Source organism: Paraburkholderia ribeironis (genome assembly GCF_900019265.1).
Classification (GTDB): domain Bacteria; phylum Pseudomonadota; class Gammaproteobacteria; order Burkholderiales; family Burkholderiaceae; genus Paraburkholderia; species Paraburkholderia ribeironis.
In genome coordinates this window covers 1-15,447 of sequence record NZ_CYGX02000032.1, presented here as the reverse complement: position 1 = coordinate 15,447, position 15,447 = coordinate 1, and the positions used below count along the sequence as shown (strand labels likewise).

The 15,447-nt window shown below is 63.0% G+C and carries 15 protein-coding genes; 10 read left to right on the top strand and 5 right to left on the bottom strand.

The features are described 5' to 3' along the window. Positions 1-115: 115 nt before the first annotated feature. Positions 116-1,111: a bifunctional riboflavin kinase/FAD synthetase gene (locus BN2475_RS15550; protein WP_094780472.1), complete on the bottom strand. Its 996-nt coding sequence runs from the start codon at positions 1,109-1,111 to the stop codon at positions 116-118. Positions 1,112-1,227: 116 nt separating this feature from the next. On the opposite strand from BN2475_RS15550, the gene purN reads away from it, so the two are divergent. The 6 genes from purN to nadC all read left to right on the top strand — a co-directional run bounded on the left by purN (position 1,228) and on the right by nadC (position 8,157). Further along, positions 1,228-1,881: a phosphoribosylglycinamide formyltransferase gene (purN, locus tag BN2475_RS15545; protein WP_094780407.1), complete on the top strand. Its 654-nt coding sequence runs from the start codon at positions 1,228-1,230 to the stop codon at positions 1,879-1,881. Continuing rightward, a complete protein-coding gene (locus tag BN2475_RS15540; protein ID WP_094780406.1) occupies positions 1,878-3,137 on the top strand; it encodes an RsmB/NOP family class I SAM-dependent RNA methyltransferase in 1,260 nt (419 codons plus the stop codon). Before purN ends, BN2475_RS15540 begins: the two co-directional genes overlap by 4 nt. Before the next feature lie 71 nt (positions 3,138-3,208). Beyond that, positions 3,209-4,561, top strand: coding sequence for a mechanosensitive ion channel family protein (locus tag BN2475_RS15535; protein WP_425435538.1), 1,353 nt, complete (start codon positions 3,209-3,211; stop codon positions 4,559-4,561). Positions 4,562-4,779: 218 nt separating this feature from the next. Then, positions 4,780-5,976: a DesA family fatty acid desaturase gene (locus tag BN2475_RS15530; protein WP_094780404.1), complete on the top strand. Its 1,197-nt coding sequence runs from the start codon at positions 4,780-4,782 to the stop codon at positions 5,974-5,976. Between the two features lie 130 nt (positions 5,977-6,106). Continuing rightward, positions 6,107-7,246 carry a quinolinate synthase NadA gene (nadA, locus tag BN2475_RS15525; RefSeq protein WP_094780403.1) on the top strand — a complete coding sequence of 380 codons (1,140 nt, stop codon included), beginning with the start codon at positions 6,107-6,109 and terminating at the stop codon, positions 7,244-7,246. Further along, a complete protein-coding gene (gene nadC, locus BN2475_RS15520; RefSeq protein ID WP_094780402.1) occupies positions 7,246-8,157 on the top strand; it encodes a carboxylating nicotinate-nucleotide diphosphorylase in 912 nt (303 codons plus the stop codon). The genes nadA and nadC overlap by 1 nt, the downstream gene beginning before the upstream one ends. 85 nt (positions 8,158-8,242) lie before the next feature. On the opposite strand, the gene nadB is transcribed toward nadC, so the two are convergent. The 4 genes from nadB to radC all read right to left on the bottom strand — a co-directional run bounded on the left by nadB (position 8,243) and on the right by radC (position 11,516). Further along, the gene (nadB, locus tag BN2475_RS15515) at positions 8,243-9,841 is read right to left on the bottom strand and encodes an L-aspartate oxidase (RefSeq protein ID WP_094780401.1); all 1,599 of its coding nucleotides are present in this window, start codon (positions 9,839-9,841) and stop codon (positions 8,243-8,245) included. A gap of 244 nt (positions 9,842-10,085) precedes the next feature. Beyond that, positions 10,086-10,253 carry a 50S ribosomal protein L33 gene (gene rpmG, locus BN2475_RS15510; protein WP_008919555.1) on the bottom strand — a complete coding sequence of 56 codons (168 nt, stop codon included), beginning with the start codon at positions 10,251-10,253 and terminating at the stop codon, positions 10,086-10,088. Between the two features lie 10 nt (positions 10,254-10,263). After that, positions 10,264-10,497, bottom strand: coding sequence for a 50S ribosomal protein L28 (gene rpmB, locus BN2475_RS15505; protein ID WP_094780400.1), 234 nt, complete (start codon positions 10,495-10,497; stop codon positions 10,264-10,266). Positions 10,498-10,736: 239 nt separating this feature from the next. Continuing rightward, on the bottom strand, positions 10,737-11,516 hold the full coding sequence (radC, locus tag BN2475_RS15500) for a RadC family protein (protein ID WP_094780399.1): 780 nt from the start codon (positions 11,514-11,516) through the stop codon (positions 10,737-10,739). A gap of 212 nt (positions 11,517-11,728) precedes the next feature. Between radC and BN2475_RS15495 the strand changes: the two genes are divergently transcribed. From BN2475_RS15495 to BN2475_RS15480, 4 genes are all read left to right on the top strand, one after another. Continuing rightward, entirely contained in the window at positions 11,729-12,184 is a 456-nt protein-coding gene (locus BN2475_RS15495) for an FKBP-type peptidyl-prolyl cis-trans isomerase (RefSeq protein ID WP_094780398.1), read from the top strand. 2 nt (positions 12,185-12,186) lie between these two features. After that, positions 12,187-13,146 carry a 4-hydroxy-3-methylbut-2-enyl diphosphate reductase gene (gene ispH / locus BN2475_RS15490; RefSeq protein WP_094780397.1) on the top strand — a complete coding sequence of 320 codons (960 nt, stop codon included), beginning with the start codon at positions 12,187-12,189 and terminating at the stop codon, positions 13,144-13,146. Between the two features lie 542 nt (positions 13,147-13,688). Then, entirely contained in the window at positions 13,689-14,888 is a 1,200-nt protein-coding gene (locus BN2475_RS15485; RefSeq protein WP_094780396.1) for a branched-chain amino acid ABC transporter substrate-binding protein, read from the top strand. A 225-nt stretch (positions 14,889-15,113) separates the two neighbouring features. Then, positions 15,114-15,447 (top strand): ABC transporter permease subunit (locus tag BN2475_RS15480; protein WP_425435537.1); only part of this gene is annotated, 334 nt, incomplete at its 3' end.

Sequence of the window (15,447 nt, the reverse complement as noted above, 5' to 3'; positions counted from 1 at the left end):
CGATGCGCGTGGGCGTGTGGCGCGCCCGGCGGGTTTCTCGCGTGATCCACGGACGCCCTTCGATGCGCGCGGCGACGGCACATGCGGCGCCCAGCGCTCGCCTGCACCGCGGCGGTTATCTAATTCGGTCGGTGGCCGAGGTGGCGAAACCGGTGGAACGGCTGCCCGGCGTGCCGGCGCCGACGGCCGCGAACCATGCGCGCGCATTGGCGACGTCGCGCGCAATGGCGGCGGTCAGCGTTTCAAGGTCGACGAACTTCTCCTCGTCGCGCAGCTTCTTCAGGAATTCGACCCGCACGAGTTTGCCATATGCATCTCCGTGCCAGTCGAGCAGGTGCACTTCGAGCAATACGCGGCCGGAGTCGTCGACGGTGGGGCGCAGGCCGAGGCTCGCCACGCCCGGCAACGGCTCGTCCGTCACGCCGTGCACGCGCACGACGAAGATGCCGGCGAGCGCCGGACGCTTATGGGCGATCGGCAGATTGAGCGTGGGAAAGCCGAGATCGCGGCCGAGCTTCATGCCGTGCACGACGTGGCCGCTGATCAGGTAGTCGCGGCCGAGCGCGGCGCGCGCCGCGTCGAGGTCGCCCGCGACCAGCGCCGCGCGCACGCCGGAGCTGGAAATGCGCGCACCCGACGGATCGGCGACCGTGGCCATCTGCTCGACTTCGAAACCGTACTGCTGGCCCGCGGCCTTCAGCGATGCGAAATCGCCCGCGCGCTTCGTGCCGTAGCGGAAGTCGTCGCCGATCATGATCCAGCGCGCATGCAGCCCCTTGACGATGATCCGCTCGACGAACGCGTCCGGCGACTGGCTCGCGAACGTGTGATTGAAGTGCTCGACCACCACCCGGTCGACGCCGTTGGTGCGCAGCGCCTCCAGCTTGTCGCGCAGCATCGCGATGCGCGGCGGCGCGCCGGCCGGATTGAAGAACTCGCGCGGGTGCGGCTCGAAGGTCATCACGCAGACGGGCAGGCCGCGCGCATCGGCGGCCGCGCGCACATGGGCGAGCAAAGCCTGATGGCCGCGGTGGACACCGTCGAAGTTGCCAATGGTCAGTGCGCAGGGCGCACGGCTTTCAGCATTGGGAAGACCGCGGAAGACTCTCACGATAACGGGTGGCAGTGGGGCGGCCAAGGTGCCGCAAAACAAATGATTATAAACGTTCGGCGTTGGAGACGGCTGCGCGTCGCGGTTCCGGTGTTGCCGAATGATAAAATCCGCGGATGAAAAAACTCGTCATCCTGATTTCCGGACGGGGCAGTAACATGGAAGCCATCGTTCGCGCCTGCGCGCGTGAAGGCTGGCCGGCGCAAGTCGCCGCTGTGATTGCCAACCGTCCTGATGCCGCGGGCCTTGCGTTCGCGACGTCGCATGGCATTGCCACGGCGGTGGTCGATCACCGCCAGTTTCCCGACCGCGACAGCTTCGACGCCGCGCTCGCCCAGGTTATCGACGGCTTCGCGCCTGATCTGGTGGTGCTCGCCGGCTTCATGCGGGTGCTCACGGCCGGCTTTGTCGATCATTACGCAGGACGCATGCTGAACGTCCATCCGTCGCTGCTGCCGAGCTTCCCGGGCCTGAAAACCCACCAGCGGGCGCTCGACGCGGGCGTGCGGTTGCACGGCGCGTCGGTGCATTTCGTCACGTCGCAACTGGACTACGGGCCGATCGTCGTGCAGGCGGCGGTGCCCGTCGAAACCGGCGACACCCCGGCCACGCTCGCCGAGCGCGTGCTGGCAACCGAACACATTATTTATCCACGCGCGGTGCGCTGGTTCGTCGAAGGGCGCCTGGCTCTCGACGGCCTGCGCGTCACGCTTACGCCGCCTGAGCCGCAATGGCTCTTTGCCGGTCATACCGCCGGAGAGGGCGCATGAGATTGCATGGTTTTCTGATTGGACAAACCGAGACTTTGCTGGCCGAAGTGCTCAGGCTAAACGGCCCCGCCGACGCCACCACCAGCCGCTTTTTCCGCGCCCATCCGAAGCTCGGACACGGCGAGCGCGGCGTGATCGCCGAGGCGGTGTTCGCGGTGCTGCGTCGCCGGATGGAATTCGCCCACCTCGCCGAAAGCGGCACGGGCAGCCCCGCACGCCGCATGGCTCTGCTCGGCCTGATGCAGACTGCGGGTCGCACGGCGCTCAAGCCGTTCGTGTCGGAAGCGGAGTCGAAGTGGCTCGAACATGTCGCGATGATCGACCCGGAGAGCCTGCCGCTGCGGATTCGCCTGAATCTGCCCGACTGGATCTGTCAGGCGCTGGGCACGCGTTTCGAAGCCGCGGAGCTGGCGCAACTGGCCGCCGCGCTGAACTACCCGGCGCCGCTGGATCTGCGCGCGAACCCGATCAAGGCGAGCCGCGACGACGTGCTGGGCGCGCTGTCGAACGCCGGCATCGAGGCCGGCGCGACGCCGTTCGCGCCGTTCGGCGTGCGGGTGGTCGGCAAGCCGCCGCTCACCAAGCTCGACGCGTTCCAGCACGGCTGGCTCGAAGTGCAGGACGAAGGCAGCCAGTTGCTGTGCTCGCTGGTCGCGCCCAAGCGCGGCGAGATGATCGTCGACTTCTGCGCGGGCGCCGGCGGCAAGACACTGGCGCTGGGCGCGGCGATGCGTTCCACCGGACGTCTGTATGCGTTCGACATTTCCGAGCGGCGCCTCGCCAAGCTCAAGCCGCGCCTCGCGCGCAGCGGGCTGTCGAACGTGAATCCGGTGTTGATCGACAGTGAACATGACGCGAAGATCAAGCGCCTCGCCGGCAAGATCGACCGCGTGCTGGTCGATGCGCCGTGCAGCGGCCTCGGCACGCTGCGGCGCAACCCCGACCTGAAGTGGCGCCAGTCGCCGGAATCGGTCGCCGAGCTGGCGCCGAAGCAGGCGTCGATTCTGGCGAGCGCGGCGCGTCTGGTGAAGAAGGGCGGCCGTCTGGTCTACGCCACCTGTTCGATCCTGGAAGCCGAAAACGAGGCCGTGGTGCAGCAGTTCCTCGCCGACCATCCGGATTTCGCGCTGGTGCCCGTACGCGATGTGCTCGCCGAGCAGCGTATCGATCTGGAAATGGGCGACTATCTGTCGCTGTGGCCGCATCGCCACGCAACCGACGGCTTCTTTGCCGCCGTGCTCGAGCGACAGAGCTAAGCGCAACGGGTCTTGGCCGGTGCGCGCGGGTCGTTCCCGAACCCGCGCGCACCGGCGATATCGGCGACATCATGCACAACATTTTTCCTCACATGTTCAGCGACCTCGTGCGCGACTTCGGTCAGCCGGTGATGTTGTGGCAGGTCGGCATCCTGCTCGCGACGTTGCTAGTCGCGTGGCTACTCGCGCGCGCGTTGCGCCGCGCGCTGGAGCAGCGCCGCCAGCCGCGCTACCAGACGCTGCGCTTTGGTGCGGAGAGCCTCGACCGGGCGTCGTTTCCGCTGATCGGCGCTTCGCTCGTGTGGCTCGCGCGGTCGATCGCCGGCCAGTTCATGCATACGTCGCTGCTCGATCTGGCGCTGGTGCCGCTATTCGGCATCGGGCTGATTTACATCGCGTTTTTCTTCGCGCGCCGGGTCTTCAGCAAGGACGGCGAGATTCATCCGTGGCTGTTTCTCGTTGAGAAGGCCGTGTCGCTGGTCGTCTGGGTCGCTATGGTGCTCACCGTGATAGGCATCCAGGACGACGTGATCGCGTGGATGGACAGCGTCCACTTCCGGCTCGCCAATGCCCACATGACGCTCCTTTCGCTTACCACGGGTCTGCTGTGGGTCGGCGTTACGATGATCGTCGCGATGTGGCTCGGTTCCGCGTTCGAAGACCGCCTGATGCGCTCGACGACGCTCGACGCGAACCTGAAGGTGGTGGTGGCGCGGGTCGGCCGGGCGGCGTTCGTGCTGGCGGCGGTGTTGATCAGCCTGTCGCTGGTCGGCATCGACATCACGGTGCTCGGCGTGTTCGGCGGCGCGCTGGGCGTCGGGCTGGGGTTTGGCCTGCAGAAGATCGCCAGCAACTATGTGTCGGGCTTCATCATTTTGATCGACCGGTCGCTGCACATCGGCGACACGATCAACGTGAGCGGCCTGCAGGGCAAGGTCACGCAGATCCGCACGCGCTATACGGTGGTGCGCGGGCTCGACGGCATCGAAACGCTGATTCCGAACGAAAAGCTGATTACGGACGTGGTGCAGAACCAGTCGTCGTATCTGACGCGCGGCTACGCGAAGGCGGCCGTGCAGATCGCGTATACATCCGACGTCGAGCAGGCGATGAGCCTGCTCGCGCAGGCCGGCGAAGGCGTTGCGCGAGTGCTGCGGGAGCCTGCGCCGACGCCTCTTCTGGCGAGCTTCGGCCCAGACGGCATCAATCTCGAGCTGGGTTTCTGGATCGAGGATGCGGCGACCGGCACCGCGGGCGTGCGCTCGGCGGTCAACCGCAATATCTGGCGCCTGTTTTCCGAGCACGGCATCTCGATTCCCGTCGCGCAACGCGAAGTGCGCGTCGTCGGTAGCGCGGTCGACGCAATGCTGCAACCGGTAACAATCACCGCTCCGGCCGCCAACCAGACGGACAGCGCCGGCTGACGGGCGCCGGTTGACGGTATTGTGCGCTTATGTCGCAGAGCCAGAATCCGGCTCCGGCGGGCGCGCTGCGCTTGATACCGAACAAAAAATCCCTATTTGTTACAAACACTTGGGGATGCCTCAAGTAGAATATCGTCCAATTCCGCTGTATGCTTTCACTTTCTTGACACGCGCATTCTGCGCGTGCCTCGTGTCTCTTGTTCCACAGGTAAATTGCCTTGTTGAATTCCTTGCTCGATTTCCTTGCCCACGGCCTGCTGCGCTTCTCGTGGTGGCAATTCGTGGTGTACACGCTGGTCGTGACGCACATTACGATCATCGGCGTGACAGTCTATCTGCACCGCTGTCAGGCCCACCGCGCGCTCGAACTGCACCCGATCGCCAGTCATTTCTTCCGCTTCTGGCTGTGGATGACCACCGGCATGCTGACCGGCCAGTGGGCCGCGATTCACCGTAAGCACCACGCCAAGTGCGAAACCGAAGAAGATCCGCACAGCCCGCAAACGCGCGGCATCTGGAAGGTATTGCTCGAAGGCGCGGAGCTGTATCGCGTTGAAGCGAAAAACGAAGAAACCATGCGCAAGTTCAGTCACGGCACGCCGAACGACTGGATGGAGCGCAACGTGTACACCAAGTACCCGATCCTCGGCGTCAGCCTGATGATGGTGCTGAACGTCGCGCTGTTCGGCGTCGTCGGCCTGACGATCTGGGCGGTGCAGATGGTGTGGATTCCGTTCTGGGCTGCCGGCGTGGTCAACGGCCTCGCGCACTTCTGGGGCTATCGCAACTTCAATTCGGCGGATGCGAGCACCAATATCTTCCCGTGGGGCATCATCATCGGCGGTGAAGAGCTGCATAACAATCATCACACGTATGCGACGTCGGCCAAGCTGTCGAACAAGTGGTACGAGTTCGACATCGGCTGGATGTATATCCGCATCATGTCGGCGTTCCGTCTTGCCAAAGTGAAGAAGGTCGCGCCTACGCCGCGCCTGACCACCGGCAAACTGGTGCTCGATCAAGACACGCTGCAAGCGGTGCTGGCAAACCGCTACGAAGTGATGGCCCGCTATGGCAAGGCACTCAAGCGCGCGTATCGGCAGGAACTTGCGCATCTGAAGGAAGTCGGTGCGCGCGAAAAGTATCAGGTCATGCGCGGCGCCCGTAGCTGGTTCCACAAGGAAGAAGCCGGGCTGGACGAGCCGCAGAAACGCCTGTTGCCGCAGATCTTCGCGAACAGCCAGAAGCTCAAAACCTACATCGACATGCGCAATGAACTGGCGGCCATGTGGGAGCGCTCCAATGCATCGCGCGATCAGTTGCTGGTCCAGTTGCAGGACTGGTGTCATCGCGCCGAGCAAAGCGGCATCAAAGCGCTGCAGGATTTTGCGTTGCGACTGCGTCGCTATGCTTGATCGCGAAATCTATTAAAATTTCATTACGTCACAAAACCCCGCGTTGGCGGGGTTTTGCTTTTTGGGCCGCGCAAACTGCAACGACACGAGATTGACAGTCCGCAGCGGCAGTGCGAAGGCAGAGGAGATCATGGATCAGCAGGCGATCAAACCGGTCGAGTACGACCGTCCGCAAGCGCAGGGCACCACCTGCGGGATCGGGCAGGCGTGGGCGAAGGTGCCCGCCATCCCATCGGCGCAAGAAAAGGTGGCGCTGAAGGCGCGCATCCGCGCGTTGCTTGCGCGCGAGAAGGCAGTGCTCGTCGCGCACTATTATGTCGATGCAGAATTGCAGGAGCTTGCCGATGAAACCGGCGGCTGCGTAGCGGACTCGCTGGAGATGGCGCGCTTCGGGCGCGATCACGAGGCGCAAACGCTGGTGGTGGCAGGCGTGCGCTTCATGGGCGAGACAGCAAAAATTCTCAGTCCGGACAAGCGCATTCTGATGCCGGATCTCGACGCGACCTGTTCGCTCGATCTCGGCTGCCCGGTGGACGAATTCTCGGCTTTCTGCGACGCGCATCCGGACCGCACGGTGGTCGTGTACGCGAACACCAGCGCGGCGGTCAAGGCGCGCGCGGACTGGATGGTGACGTCGTCGATCGGGCTGGAGATCGTGGCCGATCTGCACGCTCGCGGCGAAAAGATCATCTGGGCGCCGGACCGGCATCTCGGCCGCTACATCCAGAGCAAGACTGGTGCGGACATGCTGCTGTGGCAGGGCTCGTGTCTCGTGCACGACGAATTCAAGGGCATCGAGCTGGATCTGCTGCGCGCCGAATACCCGGGCGCGAAAGTGCTGGTGCACCCCGAGTCGCCGGCTAGCGTGGTCGCGCAAGCGGACGTGGTGGGCTCGACCACGCAACTGATCGACGCCGCCCGAAAACTCGACGCGACGCATTTCATCGTCGCGACCGATCTCGGCATTCTGCACAAGATGCAGCTCGCCGCACCCGGCAAGACGCTGATCGCCGCGCCGACGGCCGGCAACAGCGCGACCTGCAAGAGTTGCGCGCATTGCCCGTGGATGGCGATGAACGGCCTCGCGAATCTGGCGGACGTGCTCGAGCGCGGCCACAACGAAATTTTCGTCGATCGTGCGATCGGCGAGCGGGCGCGTCTGCCGATCGACCGGATGCTGGACTTTGCCGCGCGCCACAAGAAGCGCGTGCAGGCAAGCGGCGATCTCGCACGCGACGCGCAACTGTATTCGAACGTAGGGGCGGCGTGATGGCGGTGCTAGAGGGAGCAGTGGAGCGCAATCAGATCGAGGCGGTGTCGCCGCTGTTCGCTGAGATTCACGCGCAGTACGGCGCGGCGTTCGACACCGCGTTGGCGCGCAACGTGGCCGATGCGCTCGCCGAAGATGTCGGCACCGGCGATCAGACCGGTCGCCTGGTTCCCGCCGACGACATACGCGATGCGCGCATCATCGTGCGCGAGGATGCTGTGCTATGTGGCGTGCCGTGGTTCAACGCGGTGCTGCGCGAGGTCGATCCGCGTATCGAGGTGCAGTGGCGTTACCGCGAGGGTGATCGGATGAGCGCGGACACGCCGGTTTGCGAACTGCGCGGGCCGGTGCGCGCGCTGTTGACCGCGGAGCGCAACGCGCTGAATTTTCTGCAGCTTCTGTCGGGTGTGGCAACTGCAACGCGTCGCTATGTCGACGCGATTGCTCATACGCGCACGCGCATTCTCGATACGCGCAAGACGCTGCCGGGTTTGCGGCTCGCGCAGAAGTACGCGGTGCGCGTGGGTGGCGGGGCGAATCAGCGCCTCGCGTTGTACGACGGCATTCTCATCAAGGAGAACCACATTGCCGCCGCGGGTGGTGTCGGTGCGGCAATCGACGCGGCGCTGGCGTTGAATGCGGGCGTGTCGATCCAGATCGAAGTCGAGACGCTCGATGAGCTGGAAACTGCGCTCGCGCACGGCGCGCAATCCATTCTGCTGGACAACTTTTCGTTCGATGCGATGCGCGACGCGGTCCGCATCACGGCGGGGCGAGCGGTGCTGGAGGTGTCCGGCGGCGTCAACTTCGAGACCGTGCGGACGATCGCGGAAACGGGCGTCGACCGGGTGTCGATCGGCGCGCTGACCAAAGACGTGCGCGCGACGGATTACTCGATGCGGATTGTTTGACGCTTGCGCTTCAGCGTTCGCGTCCAATAGAAAAGGCCATCGCCGCGGTCAAGCGGCGATGGCCTTTTCGTTTCATCCCACCGTGTCAGACGTTGCGATTGCGCACGTACTCCGGCGATAGCACCGTCGGCAGCGCCTTGGGCAAGGTCGCCGGCCAGTCGCGGCTGAAGTGCAGGCCACGGCTCTCACGTCGTGCGCGCGCACCTTCGACGATCAACGAGGCTACGTCGACCAGATTACGCAGTTCGAGCAGATCGCGGCTTACCTTGAAGTTCGCGTAGTACTCGTGGATTTCGTCGCGCAACAGCGCAAGGCGGTGCTTTGCGCGCGCCAGCCGTTTGTCCGTGCGCACGATCCCGACGTAATTCCACATCAGCCGGCGCAGCTCGTCCCAATTGTGCGCGACTACGACTTCTTCGTCGGGATCCGATACACGGCTTTCATCCCAATCCGGCAGCGGCGCGTGGACGGCGGCGCCGAAGCCTTCGTCTTCGATGGCTTGCGCAGCCGAGCGCCCAACCACGAGGCACTCCAGCAATGAGTTGCTGGCAAGGCGGTTCGCGCCGTGCAGACCGGTGCAGGACGTCTCGCCAACGGCATAGAGACCCGCCAGATCGGTGCGGCCCGCCAGATCGGTCACGACGCCGCCGCAAGTGTAGTGCGCGGCCGGCACGACCGGGATCGCTTCCTTGGTGATGTCGATGCCGAATTCCAGGCAGCGAGCCAGAATCGTCGGGAAATGTTCGCGCAGGAACGCCGGCGGCTGGTGGCTGATGTCGAGGTACACGCAATCGATGCCACGCTTCTTGATTTCGAAATCGATCGCACGTGCAACGATGTCGCGCGGCGCGAGTTCGGCGCGTGCGTCGTGGTTCGGCATGAAGCGCGTGCCGTCCGGCAGCTTCAGGATGCCGCCTTCGCCGCGCACCGCTTCCGAGATCAAAAACGACTTCGCGTACGGGTGGAACAGGCAGGTCGGATGGAACTGGATGAATTCCATATTCGACACTCGGCAGCCGGCCCGCCAGGCCATCGCGATGCCGTCGCCGGTCGCGGTGTCCGGGTTGGTGGTGTAGAGATAGACCTTGCCGGCGCCGCCGGTCGCGAGCACCGTATGCGGCGCTTCAATCGTCACCGTGCGGCCGCTTTGCAGATCGAGCGCGTACAGGCCATGACAGCGGCGTCCCGGCAAACCGAGGCGGTCGGACGTGATCAGGTCGATCGCGTAGTGATCTTCGAGCAGCGTGATGTTCGGATGGTGGCGCACGCGTTCGCTGAGTGTGGCGACCACCGCGTGGCCGGTCGCATCCGCGGCGTGAATGATCCGGCGATGACTATGGCCGCCTTCGCGCGTCAGATGAAACCCGAGTTCGGCGGCATCGTCTTTGGTGAACGGTACGCCTTGCGCGATCAGCCATTCGATCGCGGCACGCCCATGTTCGACGATGAAGCGTGTAGCGGCCTCGTCGCACAGACCGCCGCCCGCGACCAGCGTATCGCGCACATGGTTTTCGATGCTGTCCGCCGAATCGAGGACCGCCGCGATGCCGCCTTGTGCCCAGTCGCTTGCGCCTTCGGTCATCGATCGCTTGGCGATCACCGCTACTCGCCGGGTCTGCGCGAGATTGAGCGCGACGCTCAGACCAGCCAGACCGCTACCGACAATCGCTACATCGAATTCCATTGCCTACATCTCCGTCTTTTGTTTTCCCATGGCGGCGTGCGATTCGCTCACCGCTAAAACAGGAGAGGATACGCGCCGCAGCGAGCGAACGAAAGCTGGCCGAACAGGATAAGACGATTCGCGGGCGCGAAGAGCGAATGGCAAGCTTGGGATGACGCGATAACGGCGCGCAGAAAACAAAAAGCCTCGCATGAATGCGAGGCTTTTTGTATGTCTTTTGCCTTCGTCAGGCAGGAGCCAAGATTTATTTAATCTTGGTTTCCTTGTAGTCAACGTGCTTACGGATGACCGGATCAAACTTCTTGATCAGCATCTTTTCCGGCATGTTGCGTTTGTTCTTCGTTGTCGTGTAGAAGTGACCCGTGCCTGCGGTCGATTCCAGCTTGATCTTGTCGCGTGCGCCTTTCGCCATGATTTACTCCTTAGGCTTCACCGCGTGCTCGCAGATCTGCGAGCACAGCGTCAATACCGTTCTTGTCGATCAGGCGCAGGCCTGCGGTCGAAATGCGCAGACGCACCCAACGGTTTTCGCTTTCCACCCAAATGCGGCGGTTTTGCAGGTTCGGCAGGAACCGGCGCTTGGTCTTGTTGTTCGCGTGGGAAACGTTGTTGCCGCTCATCGGCGCTTTCCCAGTTACTTGGCATACGCGTGCCATGAGAGCACTCCTAATACGCTAATTCTGAGTTCGAACGCCGTGAAAGTTTCCCGAAAAGATCCGCGCTCAAGTTCTTGAAACCAGGGCGCCTGGTCCTTTCCGGAACGCCTTAATGGCTTCGGAACAGGGGGTTGGAAATAGGCAAACCGGAATTCTAGCAGAAAAAAAGCCGCAAAATCAAACCTTATTTGCGATGCCTGAGCTGGCGCCATGCGCTCGCGATCCTGGTTAGAGCCGTGTCAGGGCCAGCCGGCGCGGGCGAACGAGTAGACGCTGTCGGCGCCGACCACCAGATGATCGATCAGTTGCACGTCGATCAGGGCGAGGGCGTCACGCAGCGTGTGGGTCAGGCGGCAGTCGCTCGCGCTTGGTTGGACTGCGCCCGACGGGTGATTATGCGCGACGATCAGGCTGGCCGCGTTCACGCTCAGCGCGCGCCGCACGATTTCGCGCGGATAGACCGCCATGCGCGTGAGCGAGCCCTGCGCGCTTTCCTCGCAACGTATCAGCCGATGCCGGGCGTCGAGAAACAGCGACACGAAAACTTCGTGCGGGCGGCCGCCGATCAGCAGGCGCAGATAGTTTTCCACGGTTTCGGGCGAGTTCATCAACGTGCGCCGGCGCATTTTATCGACCAGCGAGCGGCGTGCCATTTCCATGATCGCGACCAGTTGCGCCTTTTTCGCCGGCCCGAGCCCGCGCAGGCCGTCGAAATCCGCGTAGGTCGCGTCGAGCATCGCGCGCAGCGAGCCAAAGCGGTCCAGCAACGCGCGCGCCACGCTGAAGACGTCGTGGCCTGGCAGACCCGAGCCCAGCACCAGCACGATCATCTCGGCATCGGACAACACGCCGGGGCCCCGCTCGATCAGCCGCTCGCGCGGCATGTCGCTCTTATGCCATTTACCGCGCAGGCGCGCTGGACCTGCGGGCGGTGCGGATTGCGTGGCGGCGTTTGCCTGTGGCTGCGGCGGGGCCGGCGCCACGGGCGTTGCGTCGATTGTGCTGACGTGATCGGTCATCTGGATAGGGTCCTCCGCTTCGGATGGGTGGGGCGGCGCCGCGCGGCGGCCATGCCGCCATGCTCGCGACGGACCAAGCCGCCGCCCGCTATGTGGCTTACAATAGACGCTTTGCGCACGGCACCACGACGGTTTGCCACACGCGTTGCCTGCGGCGTTGACTGGCGTCCGCCGCACACGCGTGCAGCGCGCTTCGACTGAGCGAGCATTGCATGAGCATCATCGACATTTCCGAGGTGAAACCCGGTTCACACGTGACGCTTCACTACCGGCTTTCCCTTGCCGATGGCGCCGAAGTCATCAATACGTTTATCGACAAGCCGGCCACGCTGCTGCTCGGCGCCGGCCAACTGGCGCCGCCGCTGGAAGACATTTTGCTGGGTTTGAAGGTGGGCCACCATTCGACCTTTCAGCTAGCGCCGGGCCAGGCGTTCGGTCCCCGCAACCCGGAGCTGATTCAGCGCGTATCGCTGGCCACGCTGCGCGAAAACAGCGTGATCGGCGAGGATTTTTCGCCGGGTGATCTGGTCGAATTCAACGCGCCCGGGGGCGGCCGCTACGCAGGTGTGCTGAAGGAAGTCGGCGAGACGTCGGCCTTGTTCGATTTCAACCACCCGCTTGCCGGCCAGGCGCTGGCGTTTGAAGTGAAAATCATCGGGATTTTGTAAACATGAGCATCATGGATACGACTCTTGCCGAAGCCGAGATCTTGCTGGCGCAGCCGCGCGGATTTTGCGCCGGCGTCGATCGGGCGATCGAGATCGTCGAGCGGGCCATCAAGCTGCACGGTTCGCCGATCTACGTGCGCCATGAAATCGTCCATAACGCCTATGTGGTCGAAGACCTGCGCAAGAAGGGTGCGATCTTCATCGAGCGGCTGGAAGAAGTGCCGGCCGGCAACACGGTGATCTTCAGCGCGCACGGTGTGTCGAAGGCGGTGCGTTCGGAAGCCGAGTCTCGCGGGCTGCGCGTGTATGACGCGACTTGTCCGCTGGTGACCAAGGTGCACATCGAAGTCGCGAAGATGCGTCAGGATGGCTTCGACATCGTGATGATCGGCCACAAGGGCCACCCCGAAGTCGAAGGGACGATGGGGCAAGCGGGCGAAGGCATGCACCTGGTCGAAGACATCGAAGACGTGCAGGCATTGCAGTTAGCTGATCCCGAACGGATTGCGTTCGTCACGCAAACCACGCTGTCGGTCGACGACGCGGCGGAAATCATCCGCGCGTTGAAGGCAAAATATCCGTCCATCCGTGAGCCGAAGAAGCAGGACATCTGCTACGCCACGCAGAATCGTCAGGACGCGGTGAAGTTCATGGCGCCGCAGTGCGACGTCGTGATCGTGGTCGGCAGCCCGAATAGTTCGAACTCCAACCGGTTGCGCGAGTTGGCCGAAAAGCTCGGCGTGCCTGCCTATATGGTGGATTCGCCCGCTCAGATCGATCCGGTCTGGGTCGAGGGCAAGCGCCGCATTGGCGTCACGGCCGGCGCGTCGGCGCCGGAGGTGCTGGCGCAAGCGGTGATCGCGCGCTTGCGTGAGCTCGGCGTACGCAACGTTCGTGCGCTTGACGGTATCGAGGAAAACATCGCGTTTCCGCTGCCGCGCGGGCTGGGTCTGCCGGCCTGACAAACGGCTGATTGAGTTGAAAGGAAAGCGCGCCCCAGGGCGCGCTTTTTTTGCGTCTGTCTCTCGGAGAGCGTGCAGAAAATAAAGTGCCATATCATCGACAAAAGCCCCTCAAGGTGTCCTTGCGCACAAATTCCTTAGGAATTTTGATCCGGTTCTTTATGCTTTTCGAGTGATGCGTCCCCGTTAAAAATCCACCAAATCAGCCGGGCTGAATTTTGGCGCACTACGATAGTGCGTGATCTTTAATGCGGCTACAAACGTAATACTTTACGCAAAGCGCGGTGCGACCGGCGCTCGGGCCGATTCGCTGCAACACTTGATGCCATTGGGTTTCGCGATGGTGCAACTGATGCACGAAAATCAATCGCAACCAGGTTGCTCTTTTTGAGGGAATTGGCCTTCAAAATGCGGTTGCAATGCAGGAAAACCCTGCCGGTTCAACAATATTGCCTGCCGCATAATTGGAGTTACAATGCGCGCGTTCTCAAGGCCTTACGGTCCCGAACATTGGATGGTGCAAGGCGCAGGAGACCTACTTAATGCGAGTCAAGTTTGCTTACGCCGTGTCCATCGCGGCCGCGGTCGTGATGCTGACCGCGTGCGGCAAAAAACAGGATGGCGAAGCGGACCTGGGTGCGTCGGCGGCTGCGGTCGCGGCGGCCTCCACGAGCGAAGCAACTGTTGTGAAGATTGGTCATGCGGCCCCTTTGACGGGCGGTATCGCACATCTAGGCAAGGACAACGAAAACGGCGCGCGTTTGGCGGTCGAGGAAATCAACGCGCAGGGTTTGACGATCGACGGCCGCAAGATCCAGTTGCAGCTCGACGCGCAAGACGACGCGGCGGACCCGAAAACAGGTACGTCGGTGGCGCAGAAGCTGGTCGACGACCATGTGGTCGCGGTGATCGGGCATCTGAATTCGGGCGTGTCGATTCCGGCTTCGAAGATCTATAGCGATGCGGTCATCGTGCAGATCTCGCCGTCGTCGACCAATCCGGCGTTCACGCGGCAGGGTTTCAAGACGACCTATCGGGTCGTCGCCACCGACGCGCAACAAGGTCCGGCGCTCGCCAATTACGCCACGAAGGCGTTGGGCGCCAAACGCATCGCGATCGTCGACGATGCGACCGCCTACGGTAAGGGGCTTGCGGATGAATTCGCGAAGACCGTGGAGGCGAGCGGAGCGAAAGTCGTCGCGCGGGAAGCGACGAACGACCGGGCCACGGATTTCCGGGCCATTCTCACGAAGATCAAGAGTGTTCAGCCGGACGTGATCATGTTCGGCGGCATGGACGCAACGGGCGGGCCGCTGACGAAGCAGGCGGCGGCGCTCGGTATCGGGGCAAAAATCCTTGGCGGCGACGGTGTGTGTACCGACAAGGTGGGTGAGCTGGCGGGAACCGCCGTGCAAAACCTGGTCTGTTCGGAGGCAGGACTGGCGCTTTCGAAAATGGACAAGGGAGCGGACTTCGAAAAGAAGTACGAGGACCGCTTCCACACGCCGGTGCAGATTTACGCGCCGTTCACGTATGACGCTGTGTACGTGGTCGTCGATGCAATGAAGCGCGCTAATTCGATCGAGGCGCCCAAGGTGCTGGCTGCGATGCCATCGACCGACTACAACGGAGTAATCGGTCACATCGCGTTCGACGACAAGGGTGATTTGAAAGAGGGCGCCATTACGCTTTACGACTTCAAGGACGGCAAGAAAGCGGTTCTCGACGTCGTGAAAATGTGATGACGGAACGTTCAGCCTGACGGCACCGAACCACCCAACGGTGCCGTTTTTGCATCCGTTCAAGGCGAGCCCGCGACCGCATCCCGGTCAACAGGCGAAACCGGCGGCGGATAACCCTTACCGGTCTTTTACATCAGTACCCGCAGTGCCGTTGAGATTCCGTAGCGCATCACCCACCGGCTGATGCAGAACACGAATCCAGTCGCACGGGCTAAGGAGCAATAAATGGATATCTTCATCCAGCAGATCCTAAACGGACTGGTGCTTGGCAGCGTTTATGCCATCATCGCACTGGGCTATACGATGGTTTACGGCATTCTGGGCATCATCAACTTCGCTCACGGCGACGTGTTGATGGTGGGCGCGATGGTCGCGCTCTCCGCCATAGGCGTGCTGCAGAACCACTTCCCCGGCCTCGGCAACGTGCTGACGCTGGTCATCGCGTTGATCATCGCAGCGGCCGTCTGCTCGGTGGTCGGCTACACGATCAAGAGCGTGGCTTACCGGCCGTTGCGCAAAGCGCCGCGTCTCGCGCCGCTGATCACGGCCATCGGGGTGT

Bases quoted from the DNA above. Each gene is read 5' to 3' on its own strand.
- rpmG (WP_008919555.1), bottom strand. From the start codon at position 10,253: ATGGCGAAAGGCGCACGCGACAAGATCAAGCTGGAATCGACCGCAGGC.
- radC (WP_094780399.1), bottom strand. From the start codon at position 11,516: ATGACCGATCACGTCAGCACAATCGACGCAACGCCCGTGGCGCCGGCC.
- ispH (WP_094780397.1), top strand. From the start codon at position 12,187: ATGAGCATCATGGATACGACTCTTGCCGAAGCCGAGATCTTGCTGGCG.
- nadB (WP_094780401.1), bottom strand. From the start codon at position 9,841: ATGGAATTCGATGTAGCGATTGTCGGTAGCGGTCTGGCTGGTCTGAGC.
- nadA (WP_094780403.1), top strand. From the start codon at position 6,107: ATGGATCAGCAGGCGATCAAACCGGTCGAGTACGACCGTCCGCAAGCG.
- BN2475_RS15485 (WP_094780396.1), top strand. From the start codon at position 13,689: ATGCGAGTCAAGTTTGCTTACGCCGTGTCCATCGCGGCCGCGGTCGTG.
- rpmB (WP_094780400.1), bottom strand. From the start codon at position 10,497: ATGGCACGCGTATGCCAAGTAACTGGGAAAGCGCCGATGAGCGGCAAC.
- nadC (WP_094780402.1), top strand. From the start codon at position 7,246: ATGGCGGTGCTAGAGGGAGCAGTGGAGCGCAATCAGATCGAGGCGGTG.
- purN (WP_094780407.1), top strand. From the start codon at position 1,228: ATGAAAAAACTCGTCATCCTGATTTCCGGACGGGGCAGTAACATGGAA.
- BN2475_RS15540 (WP_094780406.1), top strand. From the start codon at position 1,878: ATGAGATTGCATGGTTTTCTGATTGGACAAACCGAGACTTTGCTGGCC.
- BN2475_RS15535 (WP_425435538.1), top strand. From the start codon at position 3,209: ATGCACAACATTTTTCCTCACATGTTCAGCGACCTCGTGCGCGACTTC.
- BN2475_RS15495 (WP_094780398.1), top strand. From the start codon at position 11,729: ATGAGCATCATCGACATTTCCGAGGTGAAACCCGGTTCACACGTGACG.